Here is a 20,097-nt window from a genome sequence, read left to right on the forward strand (position 1 = left end):
GTGATGCGGCGCCGCCGCCGCTCACACCAGCGCGGCTGCGACGCCGGCTAGGGCGCTGAACGTGACCACGACGAGCGGCGGCGCGCGCCAGGCGACCAAGAGGACAAAACCGACCAGCGCGATGCCAAAATCCGCGGCGTTGTGGACGGTGGTCGTCCAGACCGGGTCGTATAGGGCCGCTCCCAGCACACCGACGACCGCAGCGTTGACACCCCGCATCATCGCCTGGGCGCCGGCGCGTTTGCGGAACGAGTCCCAGAACGGTAGCGCGGCGAGCAGGACCAGCATGCCCGGCAGGAAGATGCCGAGGAGACCGAGCGCGACCCCGACGATCCCATGCGGCTCCGGAGCGACGACGGTGCCGAGATAGGCGGCGAAGGTGAAGAGCGGGCCCGGGACGGCCTGCGCCGCACCGTAGCCGGCGAGAAAGGCGTCGTCGCTCAGCCAGCCAGGTCCGACGAAGGCCTCGCGCAGCAGCGGCAGCACGACATGTCCACCGCCGAACACGAGCGCGCCGGAGCGATAGAAGGCATCGAACAAGGCGACGCCGGTCGATCCCGTCACGCCGCGCAGCAGCGGAAGTCCCGCCAACAGGATGACGAACAGCGCGAGCGCGATCAGCCCCACGCTCCGCGAGACGGGGATCGCGACGTGTCCCGACGGCGCCGCCTCGCCGCGGCAGAGCCAGAGGCCGGCCAGCCCGCCGAGGACGATCGCTCCGATCTGCACGACCGAGGCCGTACTCGACAGGATGATGAGCGTTGCGGCGACCGCGATCGAGGCGCGCGCACGATCCGGACACAGCGAGCGCGCCATGCCCCAGACCGCCTGCGCGACGATGGCGACCGCGGTCAGCTTCAGCCCGTGCAGCAGGCCGCTGCCGATCGGTCCGCTCAATCGGCCCGCACCATAGGCGAACAGGACGAGCATGGCGGCCGACGGCAGGGTGAAGCCGGTCCAGGCGGCGAGCGCGCCGAGATAGCCGGCCCGCATCAGCCCGATGGAGAAGCCGACCTGGCTGCTGGCGGGGCCGGGGAGGAACTGGCACAGCCCGACCAGATCGGCATAGGCATGCTCGTCGATCCACTTCCGCCTGACGACGAACTCGTCGCGGAAATAGCCGATATGGGCGATCGGACCGCCGAAGCAGGTCAGGCCGAGCGTGAAGAAGATCCGCAGAACCTCGAGCGGAGATCCGGAGCGCCCGCCGTGATCGGCGGGCGGGTTGGTCGCGGACTTCAGGCTGCTCACGGACGTTCGTTCCAGTCGCGAGGAGGTTCCTATCGGCTTTCGTTAAGGGGAAACGGGACCGTCGGCCAGTCTCAGTCGCTCATGGCCGCTGATCGGACCGCGCGTCGGCTGCCGGCCATCTCATGCTTTCGATCGGCGGGATGGTGGGGCACGGCGCCACCGCGATCTCGCGCGCGGGGAGACCGCGGGTACGCCTTTGCCCATTGTTGCCTGTTAGTTAGCTCCATCCCTCCAGCACGATCTTGCCGCGGGAGGTGTTGCTCTCTATCAACGCGTGCGCGCGCTTGAGGTTGGCCGCGTTGATGGTGCCGTAATTGTCGCCGAGGGTGGTGCGGATCACGCCCTTGTCGATCAGGTCGGACACGTCGTTGAGCAGATGGTGCTGCGCGATCATGTCGGGTGTCGTGAAAGATGAGCGCGTGAACATCGACTCCCAGTGGATCGAGATCGCCTTGCCCTTGAAGGCGGCGAGCGAGAACTCGGCGGGATCGTCGATCAGGCCGAACTTGCCCTGCGGCGTCATGAAGTCGGCGATCGCCTTGTAGTGCTGCTCGGTGTGGGTGAGGCTGGCGATGAGGCTGACCGGCGGCAGCTTCAGCGCGTCGATCTGCTCTTTCATCGGCTTGCCATGATCGATCACGGCATGGGCGCCGAGCTTCAGGCACCAGTCGCGCGACTCCGGTCGCGTCGCGGTGGCGAGCACGGTCAGCCCGGTGAGCCGGCGCGCGAGCTGAATCAGGATCGAGCCGACGCCGCCGGCCGCGCCGGTGATCAGCAAAGTGCGGTCGTCGAGGCTCCTGCCGGGGATTGCGCCGAGCCTGTCGAACAAGAGCTCCCAGGCCGTGATCGAGGTCAGGGGCAGGGCGGCGGCTTCGGCGAACGACAGGCTCTTCGGTTTGCGGCCGACGATGCGCTCGTCGACCAGATGGAATTCGGCATTGGTGCCCTGGCGCAGGATCGAGCCGGCGTAGAACACCTCGTCACCGGGCTTGAACAGGCTCACGTCCGGGCCGATAGCCTCGACCACGCCAGCGGCGTCATAGCCCAGGATCTTGGTTTCGCCGGCGGGCGGTGCGGCGCGCTTGCGCACCTTGGTGTCGACTGGATTGACCGAGACCGCTTTCACGGCGACGCGGATGTCGCGTCCCTTCGGCTCGGGTTTGGCGGTCTCGAAATCGAACAGCGCGCGGTCCTCGGTGATGGGCAGCGACTGCTGGTATCCGACGGCCTTCATGAACAGCCTCCTGGTTGGCTTGGCAATAGGATCTGTTTGTCCTGCTGGCGTCACTTCAGCAAGTACTGTAAAAATGGGGAACTAGTCCCCGTTTGGATACTATTGGACCAAAACGCGATGAAACGGAAGAATTTCACCCGCCGTCCCGGCTGCGCGGTCGAAGCCACGCTCGATCTGATCGACGGCAAGTGGAAGGGCGTGATCCTCTACCACCTGCAGGGTGGCAGCCAGCGCTTCGGCGAGCTGCGCCGGCTGATGCCCGGAATCACTCAGCGCATGTTGACCAAGCAGCTGCGGGCGCTCGAGGACGACGGGCTGGTGGTTCGCAAGGTCTATGCCGAGGTGCCGCCGCGCGTCGAATACAGCCTGTCCGAGGTCGGCGAGAGCCTGCGGCCGGTGATCGAGGTTCTCAGAAGCTGGGGCGAGCGGCACCAGGAACGGCTGTCCTGCGCTGATGTTGCAGAGACCATCAAAACGCCGCATCAGACCGCCTGAGCTTGGCCGCACCGGCCGTTCCGCTTATATCGAAACCGCCATTTTTCAGGATTGTTCGCATGTCGTTGATTCGCTCCACACTGGTCCTGCTGCTGTCCCTGCTGGCCGCGTCCCCGCTCGCGGCGCAGGACCGGCGCGTGCCGCAGTCCCAGGCCGAGCTGCGGCTGTCGTATGCGCCGATCGTGCAGCGCGTGCAGCCGGCGGTCGTCAACGTCTACGCCGCCAAGGTGGTGCAGAACCGCAATCCCTTTCTCGACGATCCGATCTTCCGTCGCTTCTTCGGTCTGCAGGGCGGGCCGCAGGAGCAGATGCAGCGCTCGCTCGGCTCGGGCGTGATGATCGATGCGTCGGGTCTCGTCGTCACCAACGTGCATGTGATCGAGGGCGCCGACGAGGTGAAGGTTTCGCTCGCCGACAAGCGCGAGTTCGAGGCCGAGATCGTGCTGAAGGACAGCCGTACCGATCTCGCCGTGCTCAAGCTGAAGGGCACCAAGGAGCAGTTTCCGACGCTCGACCTCGCCAATTCCGACGATCTGCTGGTCGGCGACATCGTGCTGGCGATCGGCAATCCGTTCGGCGTCGGCCAGACCGTGACGCACGGCATCGTCTCGGCGCTGGCGCGCACACAGGTCGGCATCACCGACTATCAGTTCTTCATCCAGACCGATGCCGCGATCAATCCCGGTAATTCGGGCGGTGCGTTGGTCGATATCAACGGCCGTCTCGTCGGCATCAACACCGCGATCTATTCCAAATCCGGCGGCTCGCAGGGCATCGGCTTTGCCATTCCTGCGAACATGGTGCGCGTCGTCGTGGCCTCGGCCAAGAGCGGCGGCAAGGCGGTGAAGCGCCCCTGGCTCGGCGCGCGGCTGCAGGCGGTGACGCCCGAGATCGCCGAGAGCCTCGGCCTGCGCTCGCCGACCGGCGCGCTGGTCGCCTCGGTGGTCGCGAACAGCCCGGCGGCGAAGGCGGGCATCAAGTCGTCGGACCTGATCGTGTCGATCGACGGCCAGCCCGTCGATGATCCCAACGCGTTCGACTACCGTTTTGCGACCCGTCCGCTCGGCGGCACTGCGCAGATCGAGGTGCAACGCGGCGGCAAGCCGGTGAAGGTCGCGGTCGCGCTGGAGACCGCACCGGACACCGGGCGCAACGAGATGGTCATCAACGGCCGCTCGCCATTCCAGGGCGCGAAGGTCGCCAACATCTCGCCGGCGGTCGCCGACGAGCTGCACCTCGATGCCGACACCGAGGGCGTGGTGGTGCTCGAGCCGGGCGACGGCACCACCGCCGCCAATGTCGGCTTCCAGAAGGGCGACGTCATCATGGCCGTGAACAACCAGAAGATCGCCAAGACCGCCGATCTCGACAAGGCCTCGCGCGAGGCCGCCCGCATCTGGCGCATCACCGTGCTGCGCGGCGGCCAGCAGATCAACGTCACGCTCGGCGGATGAGCCCGAAGCGTCCCCAGCAGGGAGGCCCGAGCCTCTTCGCTGCGGCGGGGATGGAGCACGATGCGCCACGGCCGCTGCCGGAGCGGCTGCGCCCGCACAAGCTGTCCGACGTCGTCGGGCAGGATCATATCCTCGGGCCGGACGGCGCGCTGACGCGCATGCTGGAGACGCGCACGCTAGGCTCGCTGATCTTCTGGGGCCCGCCCGGCACCGGCAAGACCACCGTGGCGCGGCTGTTGGCCGACGCCACGGAGTTGCATTTCGAGCAGATCTCGGCGGTGTTCTCCGGCGTCGCCGATTTGAAGAAGGTGTTCGACGCGGCGCGCGCGCGGCGCGAGACCGGGCAGGGCACGCTGCTGTTCGTCGACGAGGTGCATCGCTTCAACCGCGCTCAGCAGGATTCCTTCCTGCCGGTGATGGAGGATGGCACCGTCGTGCTGGTCGGCGCGACCACGGAGAACCCGTCCTTCGAGCTCAACGCCGCTCTGCTGTCGCGTTCGCGCGTGCTGGTGTTCCACTCGCTCGATGCCGCCGCGATCGAGAAGCTCTACAGCAACGCAGAGGCGGTCGAGGGCCGCAAGCTGCCGCTCGATGACGAGGCGCGCGCCGTGCTGATCCGCATGGCCGACGGCGACGGCCGCGCCGCGCTGACGCTCGCCGAGGAGGTCTGGCGCTCGGCGCGCAAGGACGAGATCTTCAACGCGGTGCAGCTGCAGGACATCCTGCAGCGCCGCGCGCCGATCTACGACAAGTCCGCCGACGGCCACTACAACCTGATCTCGGCCATGCACAAATCGGTGCGCGGCTCGGATCCCGATGCCGCGCTGTACTACTTCGCCCGCATGCTCGACGCCGGCGAGGACCCGCTGTTCCTCGCCCGCCGCATCGTGCGCATGGCCGTGGAGGACATCGGCCTCGCCGATCCCCAGGCGCTGGTCATCGCCAACGCCGCCAAGGACGCCTATGATTTCCTGGGCTCGCCCGAAGGCGAGCTCGCGATCGCGCAGGCCGTGATCTATGTGGCGACCGCGCCGAAATCCAACGCCGCCTACAAGGCGTTCGGCGCCGCCAAGCGCGTGGCGAAGGAGGGCGGCTCGCTGCTGCCGCCCAAGCACATCTTGAATGCCCCGACCAAGCTGATGCAGAGCGAAGGCTACGGCACCGGCTATCAGTACGACCACGACACGCCCGACGCGTTTTCGGGGCAGGACTACTTCCCCGACGCCCTCGGCCGCCAGCAGTTCTACGATCCCCCCGAGCGCGGCTTCGAGCGCGAGATCAGGAAACGGCTGGATTATTGGGCGAAGCTGAGGAAGGAGCGGGGCGGGTAGCATCGCTGACCTTGCGGCTTGCTCGGTTCACCTCGGCCCGCTTGCCGGGAAACACCGAGCTCTCCTGCGGACGCCTGACTCGGAGACCGCTATGCCAAGTGACCATCAACTACTTGCCCGTCTGTACGAACTCCGCGATCTCCCGCGTCAGTCGGTCGTCCTCGGTATTGATCGCATACACCTCGGACATGTGGCTGTGCTGCGGCAGCATCACCGCGCGGGCGCAGCCGGATGGCCGTTTGCAGGCGGCCTGCTTCAACAGGTCGAACTGCTCGACGAAGCGCGGCGGGTCGAGCTCGGCGGAGACGATCATCAGCGGCAGACTCGAGGCTTGCAGGCCTGATAGCGACGAGCGCTCCTTGAAGCGCGAGGGATCGGTGCCGAAATAGGCCATCTCCTGGTCGCCGAGCGGCGTCGCGGTGAGGTCGTAGACGCCCGAGGCCATGATCGCGCCCGCAAGGCCGCCGCCGGCGACCTTGTGGAATTCGGGATGCGCCACATAGGTCGCGACGTGCACCGCGCCGGCCGAATGGCCCATCAGATAGATGCGCGCGGGATCGCCGCCGTTCTCGGCGGCGTGGGCGACCACCCATTGCACCGCGCTGGCGACGTCCTCGACGCCGGCAGGCCAGGGGAATTTCGGCGCGAGGCGGTAGGTGATGTCGACGCCGACGAAGCCGCTCTTCACCGCCCATAGCATGATGTTGTCGTAGAACGGGCCGTCCGGCGTGGTGCGCTTGTTGCCACCGATGAAGGCGCCGCCATGCACGAAGATCAGCATGGGCCGGGGCGGGGCCGCGGCATCCGGTGTGAAGACGTCGAGCAGATTGCGTTCGGCCGTGCCGTATCTCACATCGCGCTGCACCTTGACGCCGGTGTAGGGTTCCTTGGCCTGCAGCGGTGCGTAGATCGCGGCGGTCTTCGGCGGGGCGATGACCCGGCCGATCTCGATCAGCTTCCAGGCGATGTCGTCGGGCATCGGGCTCTGCTGCGCCTGCGTGGCGGTCGTCGCCAGCGTGGCTGCCAGGATCGCCAGGCCCAGTCGCGTGAGCGTCATTCGATTCGCTCCGATCAGTATCGATGGCCCAAGGGGCCGACTCACAAGCGGATTTATCGCGATTTCGCCGTGACTGGCAGTGGCTTTTGAGATACGCAACCTGCCATGAGCCGCCGTATCAAGCGAACCCAGACCCGATCCGATCGCCCGACCGATCGCCGCAACGAGCGGCCGAAGGCCGAGGCGGCCCGCAGCCAAGGCGCCGCGGCCAAGCGTGAGTCTGCGAAGCGTCCCGATGCCGAGCGGCCGCGGCGCGACCGTTTTGCCGGTGACCGCGAGGCGGCACCGCGCGGCGATTTCGGGCGCGGTAAAGCCGAGCGCAGCCGTGCGCCGCGCGCCGAGGGAGAGGATCGCCGCGACAGCTTCGCGCCGCGCAAACAGCCGCCGGCCAAGCGCGCCGGCGCCGGCAAGCCGGCGCGGTTCAGCTCGGAGCATGCCGAGCGCAGGCCTGCGGCGCCGCCGCCGAAGAAGGTCGAGCCGGAGACGCCGCTGCTGCCGACGAAGGTGCAGACCGTCGTCGTCACCGCCGACGAGAACAACATGCGCGTCGACCGCTTCCTCGAGGCGCGCTTCCCCGGTCTGTCGTTCTCCCACATCCAGCGCATCGTCCGCAAAGGCGAGCTACGCGTCGATGGCAAGCGCGCCGACTCCAAGGACCGCCTGAAGGAAGGCCAGAGCGTCCGCATTCCGCCGCTCAAGCTCGATGCGCCGAAGGAGCGCGCCGGCCTCTCCGAGGGCGAGCGAAAGACGCTGGAGAGCCTCAAGGCGATGACGCTGTATGAGGATGACGACGTGCTCGTCCTCAACAAGCCCGCGGGACTCGCGGTGCAGGGCGGCTCCGGCATGACCCGCCACATCGACCAGATGCTGGAGGTGATGCGCGACGCCAAGGGCCAGAAGCCGCGGCTCGTGCACCGCATCGACCGCGAGACCTCCGGCTGCCTCCTGATCGCCAAGACCCGCTTCGCCGCCACGCATCTGACCGGCGCCTTTCGCAGCCGTTCCGCGCGCAAGATCTACTGGGCGCTGGTGGCGGGCGTGCCCAAGCCCAAGCAGGGCCGCATCTCCACGTATCTTGCCAAGGAGGAGAGCGAGGACGACACCATCATGCGCGTCGCCGCGCATGGCGACGAGGGCGCCAGCCACGCCGTGACCTACTACGCCGTGGTCGAGGCCTCGGCCAACAAGCTCGCCTGGGTTTCCTTGAAGCCGGTGACGGGGCGCACCCATCAGTTGCGCGCGCACATGGCCCATATCGGCCACCCCATCGTCGGCGATCCCAAATATTTCAACATCGAGAACTGGGCGCTGCCCGGCGGCCTGCAGAACCGGCTGCATCTCTTGGCGCGCCGCATCGTCATCCCGCATCCGCGCGGCGGGTTCATCGACGCCACCGCGCCGCTGCCGCCGCACATGCTGCAGTCGTGGAACCTGCTCGGCCTCGAGCATGACCGCTTCGACCCGATCGAGAACGCGCCGGAGGAGTGAGCGGCTCCGGAGCGCTCAGCCTCTCTGTTCGACGAGTTGAATGCCCGCGTCCCGCAGCGCGCAGAAGATGTTTTCGATATCCTCGGGCGGCATGTCCCATCCGCACAGCGCGTTCAACTCGTCGAAGGTGATCTTGCCATCCTGCTCGCTCATCGCGATCAGCCGGCGAACGATCTCCGGCATGTTCATGGTCGTCCTCCTCTTTGCAGCCTCTGCTTAAGGGGAGGAGAATCGGTTTCCGCTGCGGCCTTCAGTTCCGGAACTGCTCCAGGAACAGTGTGAGCGAATCGTGCGGGGTTTCGACATCGAGGATGACCCAGCCGTCCGGCCCCTTGACCACGATGAAGTTCATCGTCACGCGGTGGCCCTGGTTGTCGAAGCTGGCGGCGACATAGGTCTTGTCGAACTGCCTGCGCACAATCGAGATCGCGACCGGGCCGAGCTTCCAGCGCGGGCTCTGCACCAGGAAATCGTAGGGCTCACGCCGCGGCGCCGTCCAGGCCCTGGCGAGGCTCGGATCGAAGAACTGCCGTGCGACCTCGGCCGTCCGCGGCAGCCCGGCGGAGAGCTCCGGCGCGCCCCGGCCGTAATGCGCATAGACGTTGCGCACCAGCGATTCCGGCGTGCGGAAGCCGGCCGCGGCTGGGACGGTGCTGCCGAGCAGGACGAGAGCGGAGAGCAGGGGACGCATCGGCAGCTCGCATTTCGGGCGGACAGGGCTTATCTACCGCGAAAACAACGGATCCCGTGTGATCATCCCGCGAGAGGGCTGGAATTCTGATGCGTGAACTGTTTGACGACGTCGTCGGCCGGTCGCCGCTCGATCCGCAGGAATCGGCGCGCCAGGCGATGCGGACGCCGCTGCGCAAGCGCTTCTACAAGGAGGCCGGGACCGCCGCCGCCGAGGGCGGCTTCAACGTGACCCTCGACGGCCGGCCGATCCGCACGCCGTCGGGGCGCGTCGTCATCGTTCCCGCCGGGGAGCTGGCGGCGGCCGTGGCCGCCGAGTGGCAGGCCCAGGGTGAGAACATCGATCCCGCCACGATGCCGCTGACGCGGTTCGCCAACAGCGTCGTGCAGTCGGTGGTCGACCGCACCGATGACGTGCGCGAGGACATTGCCAAATATCTCCAATCCGACCTGTTGTTCTACCGGGCCGGTCATCCTGAGGGGCTGGTCGCGCGCGAGGCCGAGCATTGGGACCCGGTGCTGGACTGGGCCCGCGATAGTCTCGGCGCGCATTTCATCCTGTCCGAAGGCATCATGCATGTGACCCAACCGGAGGCTGCGGTGCAGGCGGCGCGCGGTGCGCTGCCGACCGGCCCGTGGACGGTGGCGGCGGCGCATGTCGTCACCACACTGACCGGCTCGGCGCTGCTGGCGCTGGCGCTGGTTCATGGGGTGCGCGACCCTGGCCAGATCTGGGCGGCAGCCCATGTCGACGAGGACTGGAACGTCGCGCAATGGGGGGCCGACGAGGAGGCGATGAGCCGCCGCGCCGCCAAGCAGATCGACTACGAGGCCGCCGTCCGCATCCTCCAGGCGGTCGACGCCGCGCTCTGAGGCCGGTTAACGCCGGGTTTAGGGGCAACCGCTAGGCTGTGCGCGTAACCCGAGTACGCGCATGGTCCAGAGTGTCACCCCGCCGCCTTCCGTGAGCGCCGTCCGCGGCGTCGGCAGCTCGCCGGCCGGATCCACGGTGGCGGCAGCAACCACGCTGCAGGCCGGCGCACTGGTCAGCGCCAGGGTGCAGCAGGTGCTCGCCGAGAATCTGGTCCAAGTCGCGATCGGAAACCTGTCGATGGAGCTCGCGAGCGAGCTGCCGCTGCAGGCCGGCCAGACGGTGCAGGTCGCCGTGTCGCAGACCGCGCAAGGGCTGCAGCTCGCCATCGTCGGGCAAGGCGGCAGCGCTGCCGCTGGCACCACCGGCACCCCGACGCCGGCCGCCACCGTCGTCGACGTCACCGGCCGGCTGGCGCCGGCGTTGCCTCCGCCGCCGGATCCGCTGACCGGGCTGGAGCGGCTCGCATTGTCGATTGCCAGCGAGGAGGCGGCGACCCGTCAGGGCAGCCAGGGCCAATTGTTCGCCGATCTCCAGGCCGTCGCCGACTCGCCGAACCTTCCACCGGCCTTGCGCGCCGCCGTGGCCCAGGTGCTGGCACAGCAGACCCAGCTATCGCCGGCGCTGACCGCGGAGGATGTGCAGAGCGCCGTGCAGCATTCCGGCCTGTTCCTGGAATCCTCGCTCGCCAATGGCGCCGCCGGTGCCGGCACGCCCGACCTGAAGGCGGCGCTGATCGTGCTGCGCCAGACGCTGGCGACGGTGCTGCAGACCGCCGAGCCCGGCATGGCGGCGTCCACGCAGCCGTCGCCCGGTGGCTCCTACGCCTCGGTGCTGTCCGAGGCCGGCCGCGCCGCCGCCGCGCAGCAACAGAGCGGCGCACCCCCGCTGGTGCCCGACATCGAGATCGAGCTGCCGCCCCAGCCCTGGGCCACGGGAATGGGGCGGCCCGACGCCGCGTCTGCCGGCTTCACCGGCTCGGCGCTGATCGAGGCCCTGACGGGCGCCAAGGCGCAGTCGCTCACGCCCGGCACGGTGCTGGCCGTGCTGCAGGAAGCGCAGCAGCAGATTCCGCGCGCCGCCGGCCTCGTTCCCGGACGCAACGCCAATGGTCGCGCCGATATGGTCGTGCGCACCAACACGCCGCCGCCGCCGTTCCGCGGGGCTGCACCGATGCCGCAGGCCGTGGCGGCGCCGACGCTCGGCCCGGACACGCCGCTGCCGGCGATCGCGCACCGCCTGCTCGACGAGACCGACCAGGCGCTGTCGCGCCAGACCCTGCTGCAGGTCGCCTCGCTGCCGGATCGTCCGGACGCCTCGACCGCGCGCACCGATCCCGCGCCGCCGCGCTGGAACTTCGAGATTCCCTTCGCTACCCCGCAGGGCACGGCCATGGCGCAGTTCGAGATCTCGCGCGACGGCGGCACGCAATCGCCGGACGCCGCCAAGCGCGTCTGGCGGGCGCGCTTCTCGCTCGACGTCGAGCCGGCCGGCCCGGTGCATGCGATGATCAGCTTCAGCGCCGAGCGCACCTCCGTGCGGATGTGGGCCGAGCGTCCGGTCACCGCCGCGCGCTTGCGCGCCGGTCTCTCCGAACTGAGCCAGGCCCTCAGCCGTGCCGAGCTCTCGCCGGGCGATCTCGTGGTGCAGGACGGCGCGCCGCCGGCGGCGATGCCGCCCAGGGCCGGCCATTTCCTGGATCGCGCGCTATGAGCATCGAGGTGAAGGCCGCCAACAAGACCCAGCTCGCCGTCGCCTTGCACTATGACAAGGGCCAGGGCGCGCCGCGCGTCGTCGCCAAGGGCAAGGGCACGATCGGCGCCAAGATCATCGAGGTCGCGAAGGCGCACGACATCCCGATCGAGGAGAACGAGGTGCTGGCCGGCGCGCTCTCCAACGTCGAACTCGGCGACGAGATCCCGGAGGAGCTCTACAAGGCCGTCGCCGAGGTGCTGGTGTTCGTGCTCAACCTGTCGCGGCCGATGCGCTGAGCGCGTCGCATTTGTGATCTCCGTCATGCGTCGGTCGTCACCGCCCTGTGATAGGGAGGAGCCGACGACGACGGAGAAATTCGCGATGCCCATGATGAGTCGCCGCCACGTGCTCGCCCTGATGACCGGCGCCAGCCTGCTGCCCACACGTTCATTCGCGCATGTCGCGCCGCCGCGCAACGAGATCCGCGGCGATCTCGCCAAGCGCTTCACCGACGAAGGCACCAAGGGGACTTTCCTGGCCTACAAGGTCGAGGAATATCTCGTCATCGCCAGCGACACCGATCGCTCCGGCGAGGCAAGGCTGCCGGCCTCGACCTTCAAGATCGCGAACTCGCTGATCGCGCTGGAGACGGGCGTTGTCGAGGATCCCGACAAGGATGTGTTCAAATGGGATGGCGTCACGAGATCGATCGAGGCCTGGAACAAGGATCACACCTTGCGCAGCGCGATCGCGGTCTCCGCCGTGCCGGTCTATCAGGAGATCGCGCGCCGCATCGGCGCTGAGCGGATGCAGAAATATCTCGAGGAGCTCGACTACGGCAATCACGACATCGGCGGCGGCATCGACCAGTTCTGGCTGACAGGCGCGCTTCGCATCGATCCCGTCGAGCAGGTCGATTTCATCGATCGCCTCAGGCGTGGCGCGCTTCAGGTCTCCAAGCGCAGCCAGGATCTGACCCGCGACATCATCCCCGTGACCAAGGTCGGCGATGCCGTCATTCACTTCAAGTCCGGACTGCTCGGCAAGGAACAGGGGGCGCTCGGCTGGATGGTCGGCTGGGTCGACAAGGGAGACCAGCCGACCGTGTTCGCGCTCAACATGGACTGTCCGGAGCCGCGCCACGTCGAGGCTCGGATGACGCTGGCGCAGGCGTGCCTGAAGGACATCGGCGCGGTGTGAATCGAACTGCCGTGGTGTCGTGGCGTAGCCCGGATGGGCGCAGCGATATCCGGGACCAGCGAACGTGAGTTCCTCGAAGACCAGGACACTGTCGTCATTGCGAAGAGCGAAGCGACGAAGCAATCCAGAGTCATCGAGGGACTCGGGATCGCTTCGCTTCGCCGCTTCGCGCGCAATGACGCGGAAATGTTGGTGGCCTATCTCCGCGCCAGCTCCAGGTCGACGCCCCTGATCTCCGTGCCCGCCGGGCGGATCGACACGGTCTGCCGGCGTCCCTGCGTCGTCAGCGACAGCCCGGCGGAAAACGTCTGCCCGCGCGCCTGGGCTTCGATGCGGTTGCCGACCGCGCGGCCCTCGATCGTGCCGGATGCGTTGTGGCTCGATTCGCTCCATTGCCCCGAGATCTCGCCGCCGCGATAGGCGACGTCGCTGGAGAGGTCGATGTTGTAGCTGTCGCTCGCGCAGCGGATGTTGAGCCGGAGCTGCTCGCCGGCGCCGCCGACGTCATAGGCCGCGCGGCAGCGCAGCCGCTCCTGGTTGCCGTCGGACATGCTGATCACGCCGCCGCCGGTCCAGGAGCCCTCCAGCCCCCGGAACGGCGCGGCAGGCGCCGCATGGGCCGCGCCGCCCAAGGCGAGGGCGGTCAGCAAAGTTGGGATCGCAAGGCGAGAGGCGCGCATCATCGGGCTCCGTTTCATCGTCGAAAAGTGAGCGACAACGCAGCAAGACCCGATGCGTTCGACCTGTCACCTCAAGAATTGATCCAAATCGTTCTATTTTTGCTCACGACAGTTTGAACAGTGCGCGCAGGAAATCCGTCACCGCCTGGCGGGCCGCCTCGGCCGTGGCCGGATTGCCGCCGACATGCGGATCGAACTCGACGCAGGCGTCCTGATAGGTGAAGGGCTGCTGCGTGTCGGCATTGATCAGCATCCCGCCATCGCTCTCCTTGATGCGGCAGTTGCGCACGGTCTGCGCCTTCGGCGCGACGGCGAGCATGTTGGCGCCGAGCAGGCCGAGATCGAAGCCGTGCGGCGAGTCCGGATATTCGGTCAGCGCGACGTCGCGGCCCGCTGCCTTCAGCCGCTCGACATAGGCCTTGCAGGTCCGCACCGGATTGTAGTCGTCCGGTCCGCCGTGAAAGATCCGGATCGGCCGCGCCACGACGTCGGTCTCACCGAGATAGGTCGTCGAGCAGTCCGGATAGAACGGGATGTAGGCGGCAAATTGCAGCCCGGAATTGTTCCAGCGCTTGTGGAAGCGCTGGAGGCTCGCATACAGCGCCGCCTGTCCGCCGCGTGAAAAGCCCATCAGCACGATGCGCTCGGGATCGACGCGCGGATGCTTCGCCAGCACGTCCAGCGCACGATAGATGTCCATGATCAGGTTCAGCCGGCCGAGCTGGGCCTGGTTGGTGCTGGTCGCGGTGATGCCGCGCCCGGTGAAGCCGTCGATCGCGAAGGTCGAGATCCCCATTGCATTGAAGGTGCGGCTCCAGGCTGCGATGTTGGCGCCGACGCCGCCCGAGCCGTGCATCAGCACCACCACCGGCAGCCTGCCGCTGCCCTGCGCCACGCGCATTTCGCCGACGACGGTGACCGGCTTGCCGCCGTCGTCGCCGGAGAGGAACTGCCGGTCAGATAGCGTGAGCGAGGGGATCGGATACATCTCGACCCGGGCCGGCACGTCCTTGGTGATGCCTTGCGCGCTTGCGCTGCCGCCGAGCCCAGGACCGAGTGCAGCGAGCAGCATCATGACCACCGCCGTTGCTGCCGAACGCCGCGCTGGTCCAGCGGTGGTCTGCGATACGCGTCTGAGACAGAAACAGGCGCGCGCGGCAAGCACCAACGGCGCGCTACCATGGTGTCGCTCCATGACCGTCCTCCTGGCTCGCCGCTTGTGGCGCGGCTTTGCAACCAAGTAGAACGAGCGATCATGGCGCTGTCAAACCATCCCGTGAGATGCATGGTGGACAACGGATCGAGGGGGCATGTGCGTTGCTCGGGCGGGCAGCCCGGCGGAGAGCGGTATGCTGATCACGCGGCGCTGGTGCGACCGTTTGGCGATCGCGGCCTCTGCGCCCGGTAACGTGATCAGGACGAGGCGATCATCGACCGTCAGCGTCGCGTGATCCGACTTGCGGGTGATCCATTATCCTTTCGGTGTCGTTGCGGATTCTTCGTGCCTTTCGGACTCCGCATCAACGCCCGGGAAGCAAAGCGCGACATATCGCCCAGCATCCTTGCAGACTTCTGCGATGATACATGGTGCGCAGTTGTCGCAGTCGCCGCATGTTGCGGAAAAATTCTGGATTGCAGCTATCAGTTCGCCTATGAGGAGCGCACGAACGTTCGCCGGCTCGCGACGGTGGCATACGACGCGCCGAGTTGGTGAGCGACGATCTGGAAGACGGGCGGCGGATCCTCGGCGATCCGATGTCCTCGATAATCGTCCAGCATCCATGCGCGCCGGCGACGTAACAAGATGGACTTCATGCTGAGAGAGCAATTGATCCGTTCGGCGGGCGCGACGATCTGTGCGGTCTCGTTTCTCACGCTTGCAGCATGCATCGACCGTGACGGCTCCGGTGCCTCCCAAGCGTCGAGCCCGCCCGAGGTCGGCGTGATCACGGTCGAAGCGGCGCCGGTGACGTTGACCAAGAACCTGCCGGGGCGGATCACGTCGATGCGGATCGCCGAGGTGCGGCCGCGCGTCAGCGGCATCGTGGTCGAGCGCAGCTTCGAGCAGGGTGCGCTCGTCGAGGCAGGCGCCGTGCTGTACCGGATCGATCCGGCGCCGTTCCAAGTCGAGCTCGACAAGGCTCGCGCTGCGCTCGCCAAGGCGGAGGCCGTGCTCTATCAGGCCGATCGCCAGGAAGACCGCCTCAAGACCTTGTTGACCGGCCAGGCCACGTCCCAGGCGCAGTACGAGCTCGCGGTTGCCTCCGAGCGCCAGGCCGAGGCCGACGTTGCGGCCCAGAAGGCCGCGGTCGCGCAGGCGCAGCTCAATCTTGATTGGGCGACGGTGCGCGCGCCGATCAGCGGCCGCATCGGCCGTGCGCTGGTCACCGAAGGCGCGCTGGTCAATCCCAACGAGACGACTCATCTCGCCACCATCCAGCAGCTCGATCCGGTCTATGCCGACTTCACCCAGTCGGTTGCCGAGCTGAACGAACTGCGGCGCGATCTCGCGGAAGGGCGGCTGAAGAGCGTTGCGCCTGACGCGGCGCGCGTCCGCCTCGTGTTGGACGACGGCTCAATCTACAAGCATGCAGGGCGCCTGCTGTTCTCCGACGTCAGCGTCGATCCGGGCACCGCCAAGGTGACGTTGCGCGGCGAGTTTCCGAATCCCGAAGGCGAGCTGCTGCCCGGTATGTATGTCCGGGTGCAGATCGAGGAGGCGATCGATACCAACGGCATCGTGGTCCCGGCGCAGGCTGTGCAGCGCACGACGTCGGGCAGCAGCGCCGTCTATGTCGTCAATGACGAAGGCCGCGCCACCCTTCAGCCGGTACGTTCCGGGCGCACGCTCGCCTCCGGCGTCCTGATCGAGGATGGCCTCAAGCCCGGCTGGCGCGTCGTCGTCGACGGCGTCCAGAAGGTGGCGCCCGGCAGTGCCGTCACAGCCGTGCCCTGGAAGGTTTCCGGCTCCGACAAGCCGTCCGCCTCGAACTGACGCAGTCACGGCCCGGAGGTTGTCATGTCGCGCTTCTTCATCGCACGTCCGATCTTTGCCTGGGTCGTGGCGATCTTCATCTGCCTGGCCGGCGTGCTGTCGATTCCGTTCCTGCCCGTGGCGCAGTATCCGATCATCGCGCCGCCCTCGATCTCGATTTCGACCGCCTATCCCGGCGCGTCGACCGAGAACCTGTATTACAGTGTCACGCGCCTGATCGAGGAGGAGCTGAACGGCGCCGCCGGCATCCTGAACTACGAATCGACCAGCGACACCACCGGCGAGGTCGAGATCCTCGCTTCGTTCAAGCCGGGGACCGACATCGACCTCGCCTCCGTCGACGTCCAGAACCGCATCAAGCGCATCGAGCCGCGCCTGCCCGAGGCGGTGCGGCAGCAGGGCATCGTCATTCTCGAGGCGAGCAGCGCCATCCTGCAATTCGTCACCTTGACCTCGACCGACGGCAGTCTCGACGAGATCGGGCTCGGCGACGTCGCGACGCGCTACGTGCTGCCCGAGCTGCGCCGGCTGCCCGGCGTCGGCCGTGCGCGGCTGTTCGCCACCGAGCGCGCGATGCGCATCTGGCTCGATCCCGACAAGCTGCTCGGCCTCGGCCTCACGCCGCAGGACGTCGATCAGGCGATCGCGGCGCAGAACGCGCAGGTCGCCTCCGGCCAGCTCGGCGTGCAGCCGTCGCCGACCCGCCAGCGGGTGCAGAACACCGTGCTGGTGAAGGGCCAGCTCGAGTCGCCGGAGGAGTTCGGCAACATTGTGCTGCGCGCCAACCTGAATGGCTCGGCCGTGCGGCTTGCGGACGTCGCGCGCATCGAGGTCGGCGGTCTCTCCTATGCGTTCTCGTCCTGGCTCAACGGGAAGCCCGCCGCCTCGGTCGCGGTGCAACTGGCGCCGGCCGGCAATGCGCTCGCCACCTCCAAGGCGGTCAAGGCGCGGATGGAGGAGCTTGCCGCGTTCTTTCCCCCGGGCGTGAAGTACGAAGTCTCCTACGACGTGACCCCGGTGATCGCGGCCTCCGTCAAGAAGGTGCTGATGACGCTGGGCGAGGCCGTCGTGCTGGTGTTCCTGGTGATGTTCCTGTTCCTGCAGAACATCCGCTACACGTTGATCCCGACCATCGTGGTGCCGATTGCGCTGCTCGGCACCTGCGGCGTGCTGCTCGCGCTCGGCTTCTCCATCAACGTGCTGACGATGTTCGGCATGGTGCTCGCGATCGGCATCCTCGTGGACGACGCCATCGTCGTGGTCGAGAACGTCGAACGCATCATGGCGGAAGAGGGGCTGCCGCCGCGCGAGGCGACGGACAAGGCGATGGATCAGATCACCGGCGCGGTGATCGGCATCACGCTGGTGCTGATGGCCGTGTTCGTGCCGATGGCCTTCTTCCCGGGCTCGGTCGGCATCATGTATCAGCAGTTCTCCGCCGCCATGGTGGTGTCGATCGGCTTCTCGGCGTTCCTCGCGCTGTCGCTGACGCCCGCGCTGTGCGCGACCCTGCTGAAGCCGATCGAGAAGGGGCACGGCCACGCCGCACGCGGCTTCTTCGGCTGGTTCAACCGCCGCTTTGCCGCGGCGACCAACCGCTACAGCCAGGCGACGCGCTGGATCGTGGCGCGCGCCGGACGCTTCATGATCGTTTATGCACTGATCCTGGCGGGGCTCGGCTATTCGTTCTGGCGCATGCCCGGCGGCTTCCTGCCGGTAGACGACCAGGGCTTCGTCATGGTCGACGTGCTGGCGCCCGCCGATGCCAGCGCCAACCGGACCCTCGACATCTTGCAGGAGGTCAACGAGAAGCTGGTCGCGACGCCCGGCATCGACACGGTGTCGTTCGTCGCCGGCTTCAGCTTCTACGGCCAGGGCGCCAACACCGCGCAGGCCTTCGTGACGCTGAAGGACTGGTCGGAGCGCAACAAGGCCCAGAGCGCGGACGCCCTGATCGCCAAGCTCAATCCGGAGTTCGCGAAAATCCGTGATGCCGAGGTGTCGGTGCTGGCGCCGCCGCCGATCGACAATCTCGGCAACACCTCCGGCTTCAGTTTCCGCCTGCAGGATCGCTCGCAGCGCGGCTATGATGCGCTGATGGCGGCCAAGGATACGCTGTTTGCGGCTGCGGCGAACTCGCCCGTGCTCGGCAAGCTGAGCGTCGAGGGGCTGCCGCCAGCGCCCTCGGTCCGTCTCGAGATCGACCGTCCCAAGGCGGCCGCGCTCGGCGTCACCTTCGCGGCCATCAACGGCGCGCTGTCGACGAGCCTCGGCTCGAGCTACATCAACGACTTCCTCAATCTCGGCCGCATGCAGCGCGTGATCGTGCAAGCCAATGAGGACAAGCGCCTCAAGCCGGAGGACCTGCTGACCTACAGCGTGCGCAACACGGCCGGCGAGATGGTGCCGTTCTCCTCCTTCGCCCGCCTGTCATGGGTGGTCGGGCCGACCCAGGTCGTCGGCTTCGACGGCTACCCGTCGGTCCGCGTCACCGGCAATCCCAAGCCGGGCTACACCTCCGGCGACGCGATCGCCGAGATGGAGCGGCTGATGGGCACCTTGCCGAAGGGCTTCGGCTACGCCTGGACCGGCCAGTCGCTGCAGGAGAAGCTTGCGGGATCGCAGGCCGCGTTCCTGCTCGGGCTGTCGATCCTGTTCGTCTTCCTCTGCCTCGCCGCGCTGTACGAGAGCTGGGCGATCCCGTTCGCGGTCATGCTCGCCGTGCCGCTCGGCCTGATCGGCTCGGTCGCCGCGGCCTGGCTGCGCGGCCTGCCGAACGACGTCTATTTCACCGTCGGCGTCATCACCATCATCGGCCTGTCGGCGAAGAACGCGATCCTGATCATCGAGTTCGCCAAGGACCTGCGGGCGCGCGGGATGCCCCTGATCGAGGCGACCGTCACCGCCTGCGAGCTGCGCTTCCGGCCGATCATCATGACGTCGCTGGCCTTCATCCTCGGTGTCGTGCCGCTGGTGATCGCCACGGGGGCGAGTGGCGCGAGCCAGCAGGCGCTGGGCACGGGCGTGCTCGGCGGCATGATCACGGCGACCTTCCTCGCGGTGCTCTGGGTACCGGTGTTCTTCGTCGTGGTGATCCGGTTCTTCACCCGCGACAAGCCGGCCGCGGCGACGCCGAACCGGGAGCTGCCGTCGGCCGCGCACTGATCCGGGGCGTGCAGGGGACGCGCCGTCCGATCAGGCTGCGGCCCGGCCGATCCGGCCGAGATGGGTGAAGCCGAAGCCGTCGGCGTATTTCAAACCGTAGCCGGCGAGGCGGTCGACGCCGACATGGGCAAGCCAGACGGTCGCGATCGCCGTGACCAGCGGTTGTCCGGCCAGCAGTCCGAGGGCGAGCAGGGCGGCGGGCGCCAGCGTGCTGTGGACGGCATTGTAGACGACCGCGCCGACGCGCGGTCCGCCGAGATAGGCCGCGAAGCTGGTGTCCGGAGCCAGAAACAGCGCCGCGAACAGCCACCACGACCCGCCCTGGTGGGCATAGAAGGCGGCTGCGCCGGCGGCCAGCGCCAGCCCTTCGAGCCGCAGCAGCAGGCGCGGGCCGCCATGGACGGCGCCATGGGATGTGCCGGAAGGCTCAGTGACCAGATCCGGTTGAGCGGCCATATCCATGATTCTGCTTCCAATTCCGAACTGTGGGA

General features: G+C 67.7%; 18 protein-coding genes. 10 read left to right on the forward strand and 8 right to left on the reverse strand.

Annotated elements, in window-relative coordinates:
• Positions 1-21: 21 nt before the first annotated feature.
• Together chrA and QX048_RS27785 are read right to left on the reverse strand one after the other, a co-directional pair.
• Positions 22-1,251 (reverse strand): chromate efflux transporter, encoded by a 1,230-nt coding sequence (gene chrA / locus QX048_RS27780; RefSeq protein WP_316200778.1) that lies wholly within the window; start codon positions 1,249-1,251, stop codon positions 22-24.
• A gap of 217 nt (positions 1,252-1,468) precedes the next feature.
• Positions 1,469-2,485, reverse strand: coding sequence for a zinc-binding alcohol dehydrogenase family protein (locus QX048_RS27785; RefSeq protein ID WP_315714546.1), 1,017 nt, complete (start codon positions 2,483-2,485; stop codon positions 1,469-1,471).
• 117 nt (positions 2,486-2,602) lie between these two features.
• Here QX048_RS27785 and QX048_RS27790 point away from each other — a divergent pair, with 117 nt between their 5' ends.
• Genes QX048_RS27790 through QX048_RS27800 form a run of 3 tightly spaced genes read left to right on the forward strand, consistent with a single transcriptional unit; the run spans position 2,603 to position 5,765 of the window.
• The gene (locus tag QX048_RS27790; RefSeq protein WP_316191182.1) at positions 2,603-2,980 is read left to right on the forward strand and encodes a helix-turn-helix domain-containing protein; all 378 of its coding nucleotides are present in this window, start codon (positions 2,603-2,605) and stop codon (positions 2,978-2,980) included.
• Positions 2,981-3,039: 59 nt separating this feature from the next.
• Entirely contained in the window at positions 3,040-4,434 is a 1,395-nt protein-coding gene (locus QX048_RS27795; protein WP_315827340.1) for a DegQ family serine endoprotease, read from the forward strand.
• Positions 4,431-5,765 carry a replication-associated recombination protein A gene (locus tag QX048_RS27800; protein ID WP_315827341.1) on the forward strand — a complete coding sequence of 445 codons (1,335 nt, stop codon included), beginning with the start codon at positions 4,431-4,433 and terminating at the stop codon, positions 5,763-5,765. Before QX048_RS27795 ends, QX048_RS27800 begins: the two co-directional genes overlap by 4 nt.
• Positions 5,766-5,874: 109 nt before the next feature.
• Here the strand turns inward: QX048_RS27800 and QX048_RS27805 are convergent, their stop codons facing one another.
• On the reverse strand, positions 5,875-6,822 hold the full coding sequence (locus QX048_RS27805) for an alpha/beta hydrolase (RefSeq protein WP_316164571.1): 948 nt from the start codon (positions 6,820-6,822) through the stop codon (positions 5,875-5,877).
• 105 nt (positions 6,823-6,927) lie between these two features.
• On the opposite strand from QX048_RS27805, the gene QX048_RS27810 reads away from it, so the two are divergent.
• Positions 6,928-8,310, forward strand: a complete 1,383-nt coding sequence (locus QX048_RS27810; protein WP_316164572.1) for an RluA family pseudouridine synthase — start codon at positions 6,928-6,930, stop codon at positions 8,308-8,310.
• A gap of 15 nt (positions 8,311-8,325) precedes the next feature.
• On the opposite strand, the gene QX048_RS27815 is transcribed toward QX048_RS27810, so the two are convergent.
• The gene (locus tag QX048_RS27815; protein ID WP_316164573.1) at positions 8,326-8,493 is read right to left on the reverse strand and encodes an RNA polymerase sigma factor region1.1 domain-containing protein; all 168 of its coding nucleotides are present in this window, start codon (positions 8,491-8,493) and stop codon (positions 8,326-8,328) included.
• A 67-nt stretch (positions 8,494-8,560) separates the two neighbouring features.
• Positions 8,561-9,001: a hypothetical protein gene (locus QX048_RS27820; RefSeq protein WP_315714539.1), complete on the reverse strand. Its 441-nt coding sequence runs from the start codon at positions 8,999-9,001 to the stop codon at positions 8,561-8,563.
• Positions 9,002-9,090: 89 nt separating this feature from the next.
• Between QX048_RS27820 and QX048_RS27825 the strand changes: the two genes are divergently transcribed.
• From QX048_RS27825 to blaOXA, 4 genes are all read left to right on the forward strand, one after another.
• A complete protein-coding gene (locus QX048_RS27825; protein WP_315749639.1) occupies positions 9,091-9,873 on the forward strand; it encodes an ATP12 family chaperone protein in 783 nt (260 codons plus the stop codon).
• A gap of 61 nt (positions 9,874-9,934) precedes the next feature.
• Positions 9,935-11,584 (forward strand): flagellar hook-length control protein FliK, encoded by a 1,650-nt coding sequence (locus QX048_RS27830; RefSeq protein WP_316164574.1) that lies wholly within the window; start codon positions 9,935-9,937, stop codon positions 11,582-11,584.
• A complete protein-coding gene (locus QX048_RS27835; protein ID WP_315714536.1) occupies positions 11,581-11,862 on the forward strand; it encodes an EscU/YscU/HrcU family type III secretion system export apparatus switch protein in 282 nt (93 codons plus the stop codon). The genes QX048_RS27830 and QX048_RS27835 overlap by 4 nt, the downstream gene beginning before the upstream one ends.
• A gap of 85 nt (positions 11,863-11,947) precedes the next feature.
• Positions 11,948-12,766 carry an OXA-1091 family oxacillin-hydrolyzing class D beta-lactamase gene (gene blaOXA / locus QX048_RS27840; protein WP_316200779.1) on the forward strand — a complete coding sequence of 273 codons (819 nt, stop codon included), beginning with the start codon at positions 11,948-11,950 and terminating at the stop codon, positions 12,764-12,766.
• 197 nt (positions 12,767-12,963) lie between these two features.
• On the opposite strand, the gene QX048_RS27845 is transcribed toward blaOXA, so the two are convergent.
• Entirely contained in the window at positions 12,964-13,449 is a 486-nt protein-coding gene (locus QX048_RS27845) for a hypothetical protein (RefSeq protein ID WP_315714534.1), read from the reverse strand.
• 100 nt (positions 13,450-13,549) lie between these two features.
• Positions 13,550-14,521: a dienelactone hydrolase family protein gene (locus tag QX048_RS27850; RefSeq protein ID WP_316187255.1), complete on the reverse strand. Its 972-nt coding sequence runs from the start codon at positions 14,519-14,521 to the stop codon at positions 13,550-13,552.
• A gap of 738 nt (positions 14,522-15,259) precedes the next feature.
• Between QX048_RS27850 and QX048_RS27855 the strand changes: the two genes are divergently transcribed.
• Positions 15,260-16,441 (forward strand): efflux RND transporter periplasmic adaptor subunit, encoded by a 1,182-nt coding sequence (locus QX048_RS27855; RefSeq protein ID WP_316200780.1) that lies wholly within the window; start codon positions 15,260-15,262, stop codon positions 16,439-16,441.
• 24 nt (positions 16,442-16,465) lie between these two features.
• Positions 16,466-19,606 (forward strand): efflux RND transporter permease subunit, encoded by a 3,141-nt coding sequence (locus QX048_RS27860; protein ID WP_316200781.1) that lies wholly within the window; start codon positions 16,466-16,468, stop codon positions 19,604-19,606.
• Between the two features lie 30 nt (positions 19,607-19,636).
• Here QX048_RS27860 and QX048_RS27865 read toward each other — a convergent pair whose 3' ends face one another.
• The gene (locus QX048_RS27865; protein ID WP_315827351.1) at positions 19,637-20,068 is read right to left on the reverse strand and encodes a DUF4260 domain-containing protein; all 432 of its coding nucleotides are present in this window, start codon (positions 20,066-20,068) and stop codon (positions 19,637-19,639) included.
• Positions 20,069-20,097 lie beyond the last annotated feature (29 nt).

The sequence above is a fragment of the Bradyrhizobium sp. SZCCHNS30572 genome (genome assembly GCF_032484415.1).
In the GTDB taxonomy this organism is placed as follows: domain Bacteria; phylum Pseudomonadota; class Alphaproteobacteria; order Rhizobiales; family Xanthobacteraceae; genus Bradyrhizobium.